Origin of the sequence: Pseudomonas gingeri (assembly GCF_013386165.1) — a bacterium.
Classification (GTDB): Bacteria; Pseudomonadota; Gammaproteobacteria; order Pseudomonadales; family Pseudomonadaceae; genus Aquipseudomonas; species Aquipseudomonas gingeri_C.
On the sequence record NZ_JACAOS010000015.1, the window covers coordinates 319,801 to 334,565 of the forward strand.

The 14,765-nt window shown below is 63.0% G+C and carries 14 protein-coding genes; 4 read left to right on the forward strand and 10 right to left on the reverse strand.

Annotated elements, in window-relative coordinates:
• Nucleotides 1–19: 19 nt before the first annotated feature.
• Nucleotides 20–1,072, forward strand: coding sequence for an ABC transporter substrate-binding protein (locus tag HX866_RS14120; RefSeq protein WP_177092360.1), 1,053 nt, complete (start codon nt 20–22; stop codon nt 1,070–1,072).
• An 8-nt stretch (nt 1,073–1,080) separates the two neighbouring features.
• Here HX866_RS14120 and HX866_RS14125 read toward each other — a convergent pair whose 3' ends face one another.
• The 8 genes from HX866_RS14125 to HX866_RS14160 all read right to left on the reverse strand — a co-directional run bounded on the left by HX866_RS14125 (nt 1,081) and on the right by HX866_RS14160 (nt 8,259).
• Nucleotides 1,081–2,046 carry a Csu type fimbrial protein gene (locus tag HX866_RS14125; protein ID WP_177093330.1) on the reverse strand — a complete coding sequence of 322 codons (966 nt, stop codon included), beginning with the start codon at nt 2,044–2,046 and terminating at the stop codon, nt 1,081–1,083.
• 23 nt (nt 2,047–2,069) lie between these two features.
• Entirely contained in the window at nt 2,070–4,361 is a 2,292-nt protein-coding gene (locus HX866_RS14130) for a fimbria/pilus outer membrane usher protein (protein ID WP_371319253.1), read from the reverse strand.
• A 76-nt stretch (nt 4,362–4,437) separates the two neighbouring features.
• On the reverse strand, nt 4,438–5,232 hold the full coding sequence (locus tag HX866_RS14135) for a fimbrial biogenesis chaperone (RefSeq protein WP_177092361.1): 795 nt from the start codon (nt 5,230–5,232) through the stop codon (nt 4,438–4,440).
• 35 nt (nt 5,233–5,267) lie between these two features.
• A complete protein-coding gene (locus tag HX866_RS14140; protein WP_177100375.1) occupies nt 5,268–5,768 on the reverse strand; it encodes a Csu type fimbrial protein in 501 nt (166 codons plus the stop codon).
• A 5-nt stretch (nt 5,769–5,773) separates the two neighbouring features.
• Entirely contained in the window at nt 5,774–6,310 is a 537-nt protein-coding gene (locus tag HX866_RS14145; RefSeq protein ID WP_177093332.1) for a Csu type fimbrial protein, read from the reverse strand.
• Nucleotides 6,311–6,326: 16 nt separating this feature from the next.
• A complete protein-coding gene (locus tag HX866_RS14150) occupies nt 6,327–6,851 on the reverse strand; it encodes a Csu type fimbrial protein (protein WP_177092363.1) in 525 nt (174 codons plus the stop codon).
• A 101-nt stretch (nt 6,852–6,952) separates the two neighbouring features.
• Entirely contained in the window at nt 6,953–7,465 is a 513-nt protein-coding gene (locus HX866_RS14155; RefSeq protein ID WP_177092364.1) for a Csu type fimbrial protein, read from the reverse strand.
• A gap of 257 nt (nt 7,466–7,722) precedes the next feature.
• Entirely contained in the window at nt 7,723–8,259 is a 537-nt protein-coding gene (locus tag HX866_RS14160; RefSeq protein WP_177092365.1) for a Csu type fimbrial protein, read from the reverse strand.
• 323 nt (nt 8,260–8,582) lie between these two features.
• On the opposite strand from HX866_RS14160, the gene zapE reads away from it, so the two are divergent.
• Both zapE and HX866_RS14170 read left to right on the forward strand, forming a co-directional pair.
• Nucleotides 8,583–9,728 (forward strand): cell division protein ZapE, encoded by a 1,146-nt coding sequence (gene zapE, locus HX866_RS14165; RefSeq protein WP_177092366.1) that lies wholly within the window; start codon nt 8,583–8,585, stop codon nt 9,726–9,728.
• A 99-nt stretch (nt 9,729–9,827) separates the two neighbouring features.
• Nucleotides 9,828–11,138 carry a leucine-rich repeat-containing protein kinase family protein gene (locus HX866_RS14170; RefSeq protein WP_177092367.1) on the forward strand — a complete coding sequence of 437 codons (1,311 nt, stop codon included), beginning with the start codon at nt 9,828–9,830 and terminating at the stop codon, nt 11,136–11,138.
• A 45-nt stretch (nt 11,139–11,183) separates the two neighbouring features.
• On the opposite strand, the gene HX866_RS14175 is transcribed toward HX866_RS14170, so the two are convergent.
• Nucleotides 11,184–11,888 carry a YebC/PmpR family DNA-binding transcriptional regulator gene (locus tag HX866_RS14175; RefSeq protein ID WP_100942741.1) on the reverse strand — a complete coding sequence of 235 codons (705 nt, stop codon included), beginning with the start codon at nt 11,886–11,888 and terminating at the stop codon, nt 11,184–11,186.
• 214 nt (nt 11,889–12,102) lie between these two features.
• Here HX866_RS14175 and HX866_RS14180 point away from each other — a divergent pair, with 214 nt between their 5' ends.
• Entirely contained in the window at nt 12,103–13,935 is a 1,833-nt protein-coding gene (locus HX866_RS14180) for a type VI secretion system Vgr family protein (RefSeq protein ID WP_177124520.1), read from the forward strand.
• Here HX866_RS14180 and HX866_RS14185 read toward each other — a convergent pair.
• On the reverse strand, nt 13,881–14,765 hold the full coding sequence (locus HX866_RS14185) for a LysR substrate-binding domain-containing protein (RefSeq protein WP_177092370.1): 885 nt from the start codon (nt 14,763–14,765) through the stop codon (nt 13,881–13,883). The genes HX866_RS14180 and HX866_RS14185 overlap by 55 nt on opposite strands.

Below are 14,765 nucleotides of genomic sequence, written 5' to 3' on the forward strand. Positions count from 1 at the left end.
CCCAGAGGAAGATCGCGCCATGAAGAAGACTCAACGCAATGCCCTGATCGGTTTGTCCTGCCTGCCTCTCATGGCCCTGTTCGGCGCCGCGCCGGCCCAGGCCGAGCCCACGCTGTACCTGGGCATGAACGGTGGGACCATGGAGCGCTTGTACACGGACAAGGTGCTGCCGCCTTTCGAAAAGGCCAATCACGTCAAGGTGGTCATTGTGCCGGGCACGTCCGCCGACATCCTCGCCAAGGTCCAGGCGAGCAAGGACAACCCGCAGTTGCACGTGATCTTCCTGGATGACGGGATCATGTACCGGGCGATCTCCATGGGCCTGTGCAGCAAGCTTGAAGACAGCCCGACCCTGGCGCAGATCCCGGTCAAGGGCCGGATCAAGGACCAGGCGGTGGCGGTCAGCCTGGGGGTGACGGGGCTGGCCTACAACACACGACTGTTCAAGGAAAAAGGCTGGGCCGCGCCGACCTCGTGGATGGACATGGCGGACAGCAAGTACAAGGACAAAGTGGTGTTCCAGTCGATGTCCTCCTCGACCTTCGGCCTGCACGGGTTCCTGATGTTCAACCGGATCCAGGGTGGCAGCGAGACCAATGTCGAACCGGGTTTCAAGGCCTGGCAGGGCAGCGTGGGGCGTAATGTGCTGGAGTACATCCCGAGCTCGGCCAAGCTCTCGGAGATGGTCCAGACCGACGAGGCGGCGCTGTTCCCGCTGACGCCGACCCAGGTCACCGCGCTCAAGCTCAAGGGGATCCCGGTGGAGTATGCGCAACCCAAGGAAGGCGCGGTGGTGCTGAACGTCGCCGAGTGTGCGATTGCCAACAATACGGAGCCGGCATTGGCGCAAAAGCTCGCCGAGTTCCTTCTGACACCTGAGGCCCAGGCGGCGGCGCTGGAAGATGGCGACCAGATCCCGTCCAACCCCAACACCCCGACCACCGACAAGACCCGCGGCCAGGTCGAGGCCATGAAGCAATACCTGGACACTGCGGTGGCCATCGACTGGGATCAGGTCAACCTGCTGCGGCCTGAGTGGAACGCGCGCTGGAACCGCAGTATCGAGCGCTAGTCCCCCTCTCAAAACCCCACATCCAGAATCACGTTGTCGCTGTAGGCCCCGGCTGGCGGCGTGGTCTGGTCGGGGTAGACCTTGGCGTTGTAGTTGAACAACTGGCTGCCGGTGCCCGAGCCGGTGCCCGGATTGACCTCCGCATCGGTGCTCGAACGTCGCGCCGTGGCGACACTGCCCCAGATCGTGCTACCGGCGCTCTTGAAGATATCGTAGGAGAGGTAGTTGCTCCCCGAGATCATCCGCCGCCGACCACCGCTGGCGTTCTGGCCCGGGTCCAGGCCAACGGTATAGAGACTGCCCTTGGTGCAGGAGATATTGATGGTCTGGTTGACCGGGCCAAACGCGCTGATCACCGGAAAACCGCCAAAGCTGATATTCGGCGCGCTGATCGCGCAGTCGTTGACGACCGTCAGGTTCACCGTGATGGTTTGCGTGCCGGTGCCGATATCGCGGCCGAGACAGACCCCCAGCAGGCCGATCCCGGAACAGTAATTCCAGTCCCAGTAAATGCTCAGGGTTTCACTGTAGATCCCCGCCGCGACATTGCTGCCAATCACCGTTCCCATGTAAATCGGCACCGTCTTGGGGGTCGAGCCGCCGAACAGCCCCAGCAGATCAAGGATGCTGTTACGGGTAAAATCATAGGGCGTGCCCCGGGTGATCAGATACGCCGCACCCGTGTTGTTGGTCGCATAAATGTTGTAGCCGATGATATCCCCGGTGGGACCGACCATGCCGCTGGTGGCCGAGGTGATGGTGGCATAGACATGGTCGTTCAAGGTCAGCAGGCTCAGCAACGAACCGGTACAGCGCAATCCGGCGTTGGTGGTCGAACTCGATTGCACTGTGGTCCGCACCAGGATCGAACTCACCGGGCCAAACGCCACCGGCGTCGTCGCAGCCGTCGTGCACAGCGCCTGGGCCTGGGACGCCAAGCCACTCAGTAGCACAGCCAATAGCACACAGCTCATTCTCACCCGACACCTCCTTATGTCTATCGGCAGACCAACGGACCGATCAGCGGCACCTGTTCGGCGGACGCTTCCATGGCGAACTGCACGTGGCAGGTGCTGCCATCGGCCAGGGTCACCTTCAAACTGTTCTGTTGCGCCAGGTTTTCCAGGTAGACCAGGCCGTCCCAGCCCACCACCGCAGCGGCCCCGGTCTGCTCATGGAGCACATTGGCCCCCAACGGCAACGGTTTGTTCCGCGCATCCACCAGTTCAATGCTCGCGGCAATGATCCGGTTCAACGGGAACTCCAGCAGGTAACCGCTGCCCCGGCGCACCGCCACTCGCTGCTCGACATTCGGGCTCTGGACATTGGCCGGCAGGTTCAACGGATCGATTTCGTATTTGCCGCGATAGTAGCCACTGCTCCCGGTCACCAGCAGCTTCCCGGACTTGTCGGTTTCGCCCACCCACTGATTTTCGTAACGCACCGGAATGTTCGGGTAACCGTTGGTGCTGACCACCACGAACGCATCGTCGATGCGGTTGGCGGCGAACACCTGCTTGTCCATCCAGACCAGCGAACCACTGGCGTCGGCCCAACGGGTTTGCGCATCGCTGCTGCCGTACACGCCGGCCTGCAACTGCACCGATTGCAGGCGCCAGGTCAGGTCGGCCTGGCGATAATCGGGGCCCTGGCCGTGGGCGTAGCCGAGGTTGTAGCCCACGCCGCCCTGGGTCGGCACGGCGCGACTGAAGTTGACCCGCTCGCGACTCTGGCCGGTCTTGCTGCGCTCGACACTCATGCTCAAGCTGCCGCTGAGGTCGAAGGGAATCACCACCTGGGCCTGGACCGCCCAGTTGCTGTCGCCGATCTCTCGGTTGGCCGACAGGTAGAAACTGCTGTTGCCCCACAGCGGACGGTTCCAGGTCAGGTTGAGCAAGCGGGTGCGGCTGTCGTCGGCGGCACGGATATCGAAGTAACCGGCCCCCAGGCTGCCCCAGCTGTCGAGGTTGAGGCTGGCGGTGATCTGTTCGCTGCGTTTGCTCAGGCTGAGGGTGGGCGTGTCGATCACCGTCAGGTCGGCATACTGGTCGTGCCGTTCGATCCGTTGGTAGGACAGGCTGTAGCGCTGGCTGCTGTACTGGTAGCCGAGGCTGATCTGCTGCCCCTGGCGCCCATCGTAACGACTCTGGCTGATAGCGCTGTTGAGCACCCCCAGGTTGCCCAGGCGCAGGTTGCCGCCGATCCCGCCGAGGGTCAGGTCGCTGGACGCTTCAGCGTGGCTTTCCAGGGTAAAACTGTCGCTCAGGCCGTAACGCAGGCTGCCGGAGGTCACACCCGGGCCATAGCCGAAATCCCGCAGGGCATAATCGCGGCGCAGGTTACCGGCGGTGACCGCGAAGTCCGCCAGGCCCTTTTGCAGCAAGGTGCTGGTGACATAGAACGGCACCGTGGTGGACACCTGCCGCCCGAGGGCATCGGTGGTCACCACCACCGCCTCGCCCGCACCGTTGATGAACGGAATATTGGTCAGCGTATAGGGACCGGGCTGCACGTTATTGCTGGATGACTTGAAGCCATTGATAAACAGGTCCACCGAGGACGGTATCGCCGCCTCGCCGGCGAATTGCGGCAAGGGATAGGTGACCAGGTCCGGACGGACGCTGAAGTCCCGCGACACTTGCACACCGCCCAGGCGCACCGAATTGCTCCAGGGCAAGGAACTGCTGACCACGTCGCCGGCCTCATAGGTCATCAGGCGCTCATCGTCGGAATAACGCCAGGTGGTGTCATAGCGCAGATAACCGTTGTTCAACCCGCTGCCCGCGCTCGCCCCGAAACTACGGCGGTACTGCCCGGTGTTGGAAACGGTGCCCCAGGTATCGAACACCCGCACTTCGTTCCACGCCGCCAGGTAGGTGCCGGCCTCATCGGTGTCGTTGAGGTACAGGTCATAGTTGAGCAGTGCGCCGAAACTGGTCAGCGCCTGGGTGCGCGGGTAAGCCTGGCGGTTGCCGAGGAACTGCGCCGGCAGCCATTCCGGCGGCACGGTCAGCAACAGGCGCTGACCCTGGCTGTCGTATTCGCTGTGCAAACCCGGCAACTGGTCGAGGGCCACTTCGGCGGCCACCGACGCCGGCAATTTCATGCCAAGCGCCTGCAGGTCGGAGGCCGGCAGAAACAACTGGCCCGCGCGCTGATCGACCACGATGACCTTGCCGGTGTCCATCTGGTTGACCAGCAATTCGAGGTACAGCTGCGCATCGGGTATCGCCTCCAGGCTGGTGGGCGGTGGCGGCAACTCACCGGCATCGGCCCTGGGGATAAACATCAGCCAGCAACACCCCGTCGCGATCCATGGCAGACATTGGATATAACGAGCCCACACTCAGCTCACTCCCTGTTATTCACTGATCCGCCTTGACGTTCTGGGTCTGCGGCGCACCGTTGACCCGTAGCAGCAACTCCTGACCACCGGCCAGTGGCTCCGGCAGCGGCCAACGCATGGTTGCGCCTGGCAACACATAACCCATCAGTCCTTCGGCCACCGGTCGAGTCTGGCCGCCCTGTTTGATCGCCACATCGGTCAGCCGTGCATGCACCGCACCGCGATTGCGAATCTCCAGGTAGGAGTGCCCGCCCTGGCTCACCTTGCGCCAGCTCAGTTCGGCGACCCCGGCGCCCTTCGGATCGCGCTGGCGCGTCAGGTCCGGCTTGCTCCAGAGCCCCGCACCGTAGGCGAACAACGGCACCGAGTAACGCATCTGGAACTGGATCGCCGCTGCGGTCTTGCCGTCCGACTCCGGCCCGTTCGGCGCTTTCGCCGCCGGAATCTCGTCGATGATGATGCGATAGGCCTGTTCCTGACCCGCAGGCACTTCCCGGGTGCGGGTCAGGCGCACCAACTGTTTCTGGCCTGGCTCGATCCGCGCCACCGGCGGACTGCCGATCACATCCCGTTGGTTCTGGTACTGGTCGTCGAAGCCGCTCTGGCTCCAGGCGAATACCCGGACCTGCAGGTTGGCGGTTTGATTACCGCGATTCTCCAGCCACAACGCACTGGCCTGTTGATCGGCCTCCAGCACCGGATCGATCGGCCAGATCAGCACCGAACTCGCCGCCTGGACCCTGGCCGCACCCAGCAAAAGCATGGCCAGCAGTCCGTAATGCACGGCCTGCAAGCGCCGGGAGGGTGAACACATAGGCAAACTCCTTGTCGCTTCAATTAAAACGCCCCCTACCAGGACAGCTGTACCTGCAGCACATCGCTGTAGGTCCCCGCCGGCTGATTCCCTGGTAAAACCACCCGCCCGTAGAGCGGCAGGCTGATGTTGTTCGCATTGCTATAGGCCACGCTCACGCTCTGGCTGATCCCCAGGCTCTGGCTCAGGCCGGCGTCGCTGAACAACTGATAAGCCAACTGCGCACTGCCACTGCCGAGCTTCATGTGCCGGCCGCTGCTGTTGTTCTGCCCGCCGTCGACGCTCATGTTCAAGGTCACCCCCGGCGTGCATTGCAATTGCACCCCGCTGGTCAACGAGGTCGACACCGTACTGGTGGATAACGCCGAGTAACTGCCGTAGTTCAGGTTGCCGTAGTTGGAGCCCCCGCCCACCACCAGGCAACCGGCGACAATGCTTGCGCTGACCTGGAAGCTGCTGCTGGTGACCGCCGCCAGCGGCAGCGGCAGGCTGCTCGCGCAGACCAGCAGCAAGACGGCACAGCCATGCCCGGCCATCGCACTTAGAAGCTCAGCTGTACGGCAATGGTGTCGGTATAAGTCCCCGCCGGCAGCCCGGGTTTACCCACCGCCCGCCCCCAGAGATTGATGGTCTGGGCAGCCCCGGTACTGGCCGCCAGGGGAATCACCCCGGTGCTCGTCAGGAGGTTGTTGTACCCGGAGTCGGTGTAGAGATCGTAGGGCACGAAGTTCGCCACACCGTCGTACAGGGCCCGGGTGCCACCGGCGGACTGGCCGTCATGCAGGCCACTCTGGACGGTCACCGTGGGCGTGGTCCCGGAGGAGCACTGGATCGACACCGCCCCGCCACCGGCCGCCACCAATTGTGTACCGGTGTTGGTGAACAGGCTGGTGGTGGTACCGAAATTCAACGAACCGAAGTTCAGGCCGCTGCTGCCAGCGCCGCCGTTGACCAGGCAACTGCTGGTCAGGATCAGGGTCGAGTTGATCTGGCCGGTGACCGTGGTGGCGGCATGGGCGCTGGTGATCAGCGTCAGGCCGAGCAATGACAAACCGAGTCGCGATACAAGCTGCATGATGCTTTCCTCTGTTGAGTTACCAATCCAACGTGACCGTCAGGGTGTCGCTGTAGGTGCCTGCCGGCAGGGCGTTGGTATTCGCGACCACGGCGCCATAGACCGGAATCGGTACTTGGTTGCCGTTGCCCACCGCGAAATTGCGTTGCTGACCGATGCTGTAGGTGTCGGTGCCGCCGGCATCGATAAACAGTCGGTAGGGAATGGTTTGCCGACCATTGCTCAGGTAACGGGAAGTGCCGTCGCCGTTAGCGCCACCGTCGATAGTCACGGTGAAGCCGGTCACCTGGGAATTGCAGGCCACCTGAAGGTTGCTGCTGTTGCCTTGCAGGTTGGCGCTCAGAGGGCGAGTCCAGGTCGGGCCCTGGCTACCGAAGTCCAGCCGATTCGGCATGCTCGAACTCGTGACGGTGCCACTGCTCACCTCACAGGCGGAAGAAATAACCAGCCGGGCCTGGATCTGCCCGGTGATCGTCGCGAAAGCGCTGTCGGACAGAAAGAACAAGCTGCCGACAGCGATCAATGCGTGGTTGCCAGACTTCATATGCCGATCCTAATTCCATCAGGATTGAACCTACTGGCCACCCACCCTGGGCGGCGTTCCCTTGCCTGCCGGATCCACCGACAGGTGCTGCGTAAACGGTGCTACCAGGTGACGGTCACCTTCACCAGATCGGTATAACGACTGACCCGCGGTATCTGCGCCAACGGCTCGATCCGCCCATACAGCGGCAATTCAACCGAACCGCTTTCAGGCACGGTACCGCTCAGGGGCTCATTGACCGGCAGCGCAAAACGTCGCGCCGGATCACGGTAGAGTCGATAAGGAATGGTGCTGCCGGGCGTACTGCCGGCCAGATAGCGGACATCGCCGACACCGCCATGCAGGCCGCCGTCGATGCGCATTTGATAAGGGGTGTCGGGATTGCATTCCAGCCGCGGCAGACGATCATTGGGCAACGCAGCCCCCAGCGCCCCCGCCGGGCCGTCGAGACGAGCAATATCACCAAAATCCAGCACGCCCAGCTGTTCGATGCCCGCATCACGGGTTACGCCGACCAACTGGCAACCACGCTGTACGTTGACCCGCACCTCTACCTGGAGTTGCGCGGCCAATGTCGGCACGCTACACAGCGCGCTCAAGATTGCCAAAACCATAGATCCATTCACGGCCTCAATCCTTTTGAGGAATGGCTTGCTAAAAATCAGGTTAGCAGTGAAGGAAAATGATTCCAGTCAAGTAAGACATCCGGTAACAATTTGTAGGTCTTTTCCTGTCTTATCGGCGCGAATTCACCCTGATTTCCACTGGAAAAACCTCTATGGACCGCATGATCCGCCCCAGCGACAATGCCCGGAAACCCGGCTCCGCAATCACACTGCGAACGCGGGCAGACGGCAACGCAATGGTGGTGTTACCAGTCCAGCGTCACGGTCAGGGTATCGCTGTAAGTACCGGCTGGCAGGGCTCCCTTGTTGGCCAATACGGCGCCATAGACAGGAATCGCTATCTGCGTGCCGCTGCCCGCGGCAAAGGTATGTTGCTGGCCGATGCGATAGTTGTCGGTGCCGGCGGCGTCGACGGTGAGTCGGTAGGGAACGCTCCGGCTGCCGTTGCTCAGGTAACGGGCAGTGCCGTCGCCATGGGTGCCGCCGTCGATGCTCACGGTGAAGCTGGTGGGGCCACTGGACGAAGCACCGCACGTCACTGCCAGGTTGCCGTTGCTGCTGTGCATTTGGGCATTCAATGGAGCCGTCCAGGTCGGCCCCTGGCTACCGAAATCCAGCAGTCCCGGATTATTCCCGGTACCCCCACCGCCGGCACTGGTGACCTGGCAGCCGGCGCTGACAATCAACTGGGCCTGGATCTGCCCGCTGACCGCTGCCTGCGCCGTGTTGACCAGCAGACAGACAAGGCCTAAAACCGTCCCAGCACGCTTGAGGTGTTTCATCAATCGATTCCACTGGGTTCAGGGCCGGTTTCACACACGGGTCGGGTATCCACTGGTTAAAGATTAAACGATATGGCTATGTGCCTTCATCCTGTTTCTGATCTATCGGACGAATGAACCCAGGGGCTCATGTCCCGGACTCAGGGGGCAAAACCGCAGTCAAGCGGCTGCCATGCGCTTTAGAGATCGCTGGTCGGCGTATTGAGCATTGGTTAAATTAGCGCGACCGTCGGCAAGATAACGTTGTGCCTCCCAAGGCCCGATGTTTGTCATACCACCATGACCCAGATGCTCTGGATGTTTACGCAAGGGGATCTTCTTCGTTGGCCGCTCTGCCCCCCAATCGCCCTGGCGTAAAATCCCGTTGGCCCGCCTTACGTCGTTTTTTTGGCAAGGCTTTCGCCGGCAAGTCCAGCGTCGTGCCGCCGTCCCACGACGTGCACGAGTATTTCCGACATAAAGCCAGCCACCAGGGCTACACCCTGAGCCTGAGTCAACAGCGGGTCATCGAGCGCATGGCCCAGCAGGCCAGCACACTGCTGCATAGCGCCCCCCAGGGCCGCCAGCGCAGCCTGTATCTGCACGGTGCGGTCGGACGTGGCAAGAGCTGGTTACTGGACGGCTTTTTCCAGGCCGTGCCGATTGCCGAGAAGCAGCGGGTGCACTTCCACGATTTCTTTACCCTGCTGCATCAGGGCATGTTCCGTCACCGGGAAACGCCGGATGCCCTGGGCCGGACCCTGGACGAACTGCTCAAGGACTGTCGACTGCTGTGCTTCGACGAGTTCCATGTCCATGACATCGGCGATGCCATGCTGATCAGCCGGCTGTTCAAGGCCCTGTTCCAACGGGGCGTGCTGCTGTTGGTGACCTCCAATTACCCGCCCGAAGGCTTGCTGCCCAACCCGCTCTATCACGCTCGTTTCAAGCCGGTGATCGACCTGATCAACACCCGTATGGAAGTCATGGAAGTCGGCGGTCCCCATGACTACCGCAGCCAACCCCGCAGCCATACCCAGCAGCAGTTCACCCAGGGCCAGTACATCTGGCCGGGCAGCCCGGCCCAGCGCGAGACCCTGCGGTTGCCGCAACGCCAGACCCCGGCGTTCGCCCTGCGGGTTGGCGCCCGGCAACTGAGCGTGCGCCTGTGTAGCGAGCGCACCGTGCGTTTCGAGTTCACCGACCTGTGCGACCAGCCCACGGCGGTGATGGACTACCTGGAGCTGTGCCGGCGCTTCGACACCTGGATCATCGACGAACTGCCCAACCTGGAAGACTGCTCGATCGCGGCCCAGCAGCGCTTTATCAACCTGATCGACGTGCTCTACGACCAGGACAAGCGCCTGCTGCTGATCGGCGAGCGGCCACTGCGTGACAGCCTCGGCGGCAACGCCATCGACCTGGCGCGGACCCGCAGCCGGCTGGGTCAGTTGCTCGAAGTCGGGCCCGAGGTCAGCGACCAGGGCTGACACCTGACCTGCATTCGCTCATCACAGCGCCCTCGCTGAACAACATTGCTATCATGGCGATCTTTTTTCGATGATCGCGACGAGTACTCACGCCCGCTTATGGATACCCTTGCCCAACTGCGCGCCGGCCAACTGACCGGTATCAAGCGACTCGACCTGTCCTGCGGGCTGACCGAGTTCCCCCGGGAAATCTTCCAACTGGCCGACTCCCTGGAAATCCTCAATCTGAGCGGTAATGCGCTGACCAGCCTGCCGGACGACCTGCACCGCTTGCCACACCTGCGCATCCTGTTCTGTTCGGACAACCTGTTCACCGAGTTGCCCCTGTGCCTGGGCCAGTGCGCGCAACTGAGCATGATCGCCTTCAAGGCCAACCGTATCGAGCAGGTGCCGGCCGCCGCCCTGCCGCCGCTGCTGCGCTGGCTGATCCTGACCGACAACCGCATCAGCGAGCTGCCGGAAGAACTCGGCCGCCGGCCGTTGTTGCAAAAGCTCATGCTGGCTGGCAATCGGCTGCGCAGCCTGCCCGCCAGCCTGGCGGACTGCCATAAGCTGGAGCTGATCCGCATCGCCGCCAACCAGCTGGATGAGTTGCCCGAGTGGCTGCTGACCCTGCCAGGCCTGGCCTGGATCGCCTATGCCGGTAACCCGAAACTCGATCACACCGGCGAAGTGCTGGTGGGCGACACTACGCCGACCATCGACTGGAGCGAGCTGCAACTTGAGCAACGCCTGGGCGAAGGCGCTTCGGGGGTGATCAGCCAGGCCCGCTGGAGCCATCCGACAACACCGGCCCAGGCGGTGGCGGTCAAGCTGTACAAGGGCAGCATGACCAGCGACGGTTCGCCCCTGAATGAAATGAACGCCTGCATCGCGGCGGGCCTGCATCCGAACCTGATCAAGGTCGAAGGGCGCATCGCCGGCCATCCCGATGGCCAGGCAGGTCTGGTGATGGAGCTGATCGACCGGCAATTCGCCAATCTCGCGGCCCTGCCGAGTCTCGATTCGTGCAGCCGTGATGTGTACCGGGACGAAACCCGCTTCAGTGCCGAACAGGCCTTGCGCATGGCGCGCGGGGTCGCTTCGGTGGGTGCGCACCTGCATCGCCTGGGGCTGTGCCATGGCGACCTGTACGCCCACAATATTCTCTACAACGAAGCCGGGGATTGTCTGCTCGGGGATTTTGGCGCCGCGTCGTTCCATGCGCCGACCGACAGCCTGGAAACCCGTGCCCTGCAACGTATCGAGGTGCGGGCGTTCGGGATTTTGCTCGGGGAGTTGCTGGAGCGGATCGATGGGGGCATGGAGCAATCCACGCTTGAATCGCTCAAGGCCCTGCAGTTGCGCTGTATCCAGCCGGATGTGCTGGCCCGGCCGGGATTCGAGGCGATCTGCGCAACGCTGGCATAAACGGCCAGGTCCATAGCCCCCCTGCTCACAGGGGGGCCAGGGGAATCAGCCCGCCAGACCGACAAACATGTCTTGCACGTCGTCGTGGTTGTCCAGGCCTTCGAGGAAGGCTTCGACTTCAGCCATCTGCTCATCGCTCAGGCCGCTGACCGGGTTCTTCGCCTGGTAGCCCAGCTTGGCCGACAACACGGTGAAGCCTTGCTCCGGCAGGGCTTTCTGGACGGCGTCAAGGTCGGTCGGCTCGGTGAGGAACAGGGTCGCGCCCTCTTCGCCCGGCTCGAAATCCTGGGCACCCGCTTCAATGGCCGCCATTTCCGGATCGGCATCGGGGCTGTCCGGGGACGCTTCGATCAGACCGACATGGTTGAAGTCCCAGGACACCGAACCCGACGCCCCCAGCTGACCCTTGCGGAATGCCACGCGGATTTCCGCCACGGTGCGGTTGATGTTATCGGTCACGCATTCAACGATCAGCGGCACCTGGTGCGGGGCGAAGCCTTCGTAGGTCACGCGATGGTACTGCACGGTTTCGCCGAGTTGGCCCGAGCCTTTCTTGATGGCGCGTTCCAGGGTCTCACGGGGCATCGAGGCTTTTTTTGCCTGCTCGACCACCAGGCGCAGGTGCGCGTTGGTAGAGACGTCTGCACCGTTGCGGGCGGCGATGGTGATTTCCTTGACCAGCTTGCCAAAGATCTTGCCCTTGGCGTTGGCCGCCGCTTCTTTGTGTTTAACCTTCCACTGTGCGCCCATTACTCACTCTCTCGATCAGAGGCGTCGTGACATTTATTGGCCGACGCTTTGCCGCCCAGTTTATACGGCCAGTCTCCGCCAATCGACCAAAACCTGACGAAGATTGCGACTCTACCCTGATGTTTGTAGGCAATTTCCCAAACATCGTTTTGCGGTGTCCAGGCGCCCATGGCATTTCGTACCCTCTGCCGCAAATCCGTGGAGAAGAGATGAAATGCCTCAGGACAAGGAACGACAGATCTCACTGACCATCGGCTTGCTCCCTGACCCCTTGCCGGTCATCCGCTTCAAGGGCCGTGAGGCCTTGAACGAACCCTTTCGTTTCGAAATGGAACTGCTGGGCGACACTGCCCTGGACCTGGAGACCCTGCTGCATCGCCCGGCCCGCCTGAGTATGGGCAGCGGGCAGGGCTGCTGGCATGGGATCATTGACGAAATCAGCAGCCGCTACCTGGAGCCACGGCTATGTCATTACCAGGTGGTGTTGGTCCCACGCCTGCAAGCCCTAGCGCGCGGCCCGCGACGTCGGGCGTTCTGCGACCTGAGCGTACCGGCGATTCTCCTGCGGCTGCTCGAAGCCCACGACCTGGAGGCCGCCGATTACCGCTTCGAACTCGAACGCGGCCTGTACCCGCCCCGCGCCCTGTGCCTGCAGCAGGATGAAAACGACCTGCAGTTGCTGAACCGGCTGTGCGAGGAAGAAGGCATCCACTATCGCTTCGAACAGACGCCGCAACGACATGTCCTGGTGTTCGCCGAAGACCCGCAGAGCTTTCCCGAGCAGGCCGGTACAGTGCCCTGTCACGAGGGCGCTTCGGAACTTGGACAGCCCTTTATCAGCCAACTCTACGAGCGTCACCAGATGCTCGCCAGCCATGACAGCCGACTGCCCGGCCATACGTCTGCCTGGCCACCCCAGGCAGCCGACGACGGCGCCGCGAACCAGGCCAACGCCTACGGCTTGCACGCCGCCAGCGCCACGCCGCGCCAGCGCCACGAACAGCAACGCAGCCAGCGCATCCTCGAACGGCTGCGCTGCGAACAACGCCAGATCCAGGGCTACAGCAACCTGGACAGCCTGCGCAGCGGCGAAGTCCGCCGGATCGGCGGCCATCCACGACAGGCGCTCAACGATCAATGGCTGATCACCGAAGTGCAACATCTGGGCGAACAGTCCCTGGACCCGTACCCCGTCGATGCCTTCAGTGTCGAGGATGACGATGACCTGCATGACGAATGTTTCGCCGATGGCTACAGCAATCACTTCCGGGCGATCCCCTGGGCCACACCGTTCCGTCCCTCCTTACGCGAGAAACGCTCGACAGCGCAGGGTTATCAGATCGGCAACGTGCTCGGGCCACATGCCGGCAGCGCCCGGCCCGATGCGCAAGGGCGCCTGCGGGTGCAGTTGCCGAACAGCACCCACCCCGCGGACAGTGCACCGGGCTGCTGGGTCTGGCCCGGCATCGCGGAAGGCCAGGCCCCCCGGGTCGGCAGCCGGGTGCTGATCGATTTTGTCGAGAACGAACCGGACCAGCCGGTGATCTGCGGCTTCCTCAGCGACCGGGACCTGTATGCCGCCTCCGACCCGCCACCGTTGGTCGACGGGCTGCCCGGCGGCGCCACGGCGTGGGAGGCGCAGACGAGCGTCGCCACGCCGGAGGATGATCCCGGGGAGTTCTATCTGTATGAGCAGCCCTATGAACCCGCGCCAGGACCGACCCGTTGCCTGTGCGAAAACATCTGGTACGTCGTGCGAATGCACCGGCCCGGGCTCAAGGAACTGGCACGCCTGAGTCGTGATGACATTCTTCTCGAAGGTCGCAGTGACCGCCATGGAGCCGCCCTGCTGAGCCCCGCCAGCAGGCGGCGACTGGCACAGGAGCTGTTGGCCACGCCGGAACAGTTGTGGTTGCTCTACCCCGGACAATGCGTGGCCCTGCACGAGTACATCCAGCAGCGCTGGAGCCTGCTCCAGCGCCAGGGCTTTCTTCAGGACGGGCTGAGTGACGCGGTTGTTTCCGGCACCAGCCCGAGGAACGCCTGAATCAAGCGCAGTTCCTTGCGGCGCTCCAGGCAACCGATCTGGTGGCGGTTGCTCAGGCCGGCACCGTTGATCGGCAGCGCCCGCACCCGGGGGTCGTGACTCACCTCCAGGGACGAGACGATACCCACCCCCAACTCCGCCGCCACCGCTTCGGTCACCGCTTCGCGGCTGTCCAGTTCCAGCAGTACTCGCGGCGTCACGGCGGCTTGCCCACAGGCCTGATCGAACGTGCGCCGGGTGATCGAACTCGGCTCGCGCAGCACCATGATCACCTGGTCCAGTTGCTCCAGGGCAATGCCCTCGGGTTCGGCCAGCCACGGATGTCCTTGCGGTACCAGTGCACAGATCCGCGACTCGCTCAGGGCTTGCAGATACAAGCCTTTGCGCGGCTCGACCTCGGTCAGAACCGCCACATCGGCATGCTCGGACAACAGCGCCGCCAGGGTTTCCTGGGCATTGCCCAGCCTCAGGTTGACGGTAATCCCCGGATAGCGCGCCCGCAGGCGGGCGAGCATCGGCATGACCATGTGCGGTCCGTCGGCGGCGATTTCCAGGCGTCCGGTCAACAACTGTCGATTGGCTTCGAGCATGGCCTGGGCTTCCTCGGCCAGGCCGAACATGGCCCGGGTAATCGCCGCCAGCCGGGTGCCCTCGGCGGTCAACTCGACACGCCGCGCCGTGCGCCTGAGCAAGGTGACCTGGTAGTGCTCCTCCAGGGCCTTGATATGTCCGGTCACGGCCGGCTGGCTGATGAACAGGCGCGCGGCGGCACGGGTAAAACTGCCTTCACGGGCCACGGCATCGAATGCGCGCAGTTGGAACAGGTTCAT

What these genes read in the sequence shown, in the direction of transcription:
- HX866_RS14120 (WP_177092360.1), top strand. Translation starts at nt 20, where the DNA reads ATGAAGAAGACTCAACGCAATGCCCTGATCGGTTTGTCCTGCCTGCCT.
- HX866_RS14130 (WP_371319253.1), bottom strand. Translation starts at nt 4,361, where the DNA reads ATGTTTATCCCCAGGGCCGATGCCGGTGAGTTGCCGCCACCGCCCACC.
- HX866_RS14155 (WP_177092364.1), bottom strand. Translation starts at nt 7,465, where the DNA reads ATGGTTTTGGCAATCTTGAGCGCGCTGTGTAGCGTGCCGACATTGGCC.
- HX866_RS14125 (WP_177093330.1), bottom strand. Translation starts at nt 2,046, where the DNA reads ATGAGCTGTGTGCTATTGGCTGTGCTACTGAGTGGCTTGGCGTCCCAG.
- HX866_RS14180 (WP_177124520.1), top strand. Translation starts at nt 12,103, where the DNA reads ATGCCTCAGGACAAGGAACGACAGATCTCACTGACCATCGGCTTGCTC.
- HX866_RS14185 (WP_177092370.1), bottom strand. Translation starts at nt 14,765, where the DNA reads ATGAACCTGTTCCAACTGCGCGCATTCGATGCCGTGGCCCGTGAAGGC.
- HX866_RS14170 (WP_177092367.1), top strand. Translation starts at nt 9,828, where the DNA reads ATGGATACCCTTGCCCAACTGCGCGCCGGCCAACTGACCGGTATCAAG.
- HX866_RS14160 (WP_177092365.1), bottom strand. Translation starts at nt 8,259, where the DNA reads ATGAAACACCTCAAGCGTGCTGGGACGGTTTTAGGCCTTGTCTGTCTG.
- HX866_RS14150 (WP_177092363.1), bottom strand. Translation starts at nt 6,851, where the DNA reads ATGAAGTCTGGCAACCACGCATTGATCGCTGTCGGCAGCTTGTTCTTT.
- HX866_RS14135 (WP_177092361.1), bottom strand. Translation starts at nt 5,232, where the DNA reads ATGTGTTCACCCTCCCGGCGCTTGCAGGCCGTGCATTACGGACTGCTG.
- HX866_RS14175 (WP_100942741.1), bottom strand. Translation starts at nt 11,888, where the DNA reads ATGGGCGCACAGTGGAAGGTTAAACACAAAGAAGCGGCGGCCAACGCC.
- HX866_RS14140 (WP_177100375.1), bottom strand. Translation starts at nt 5,768, where the DNA reads ATGGCCGGGCATGGCTGTGCCGTCTTGCTGCTGGTCTGCGCGAGCAGC.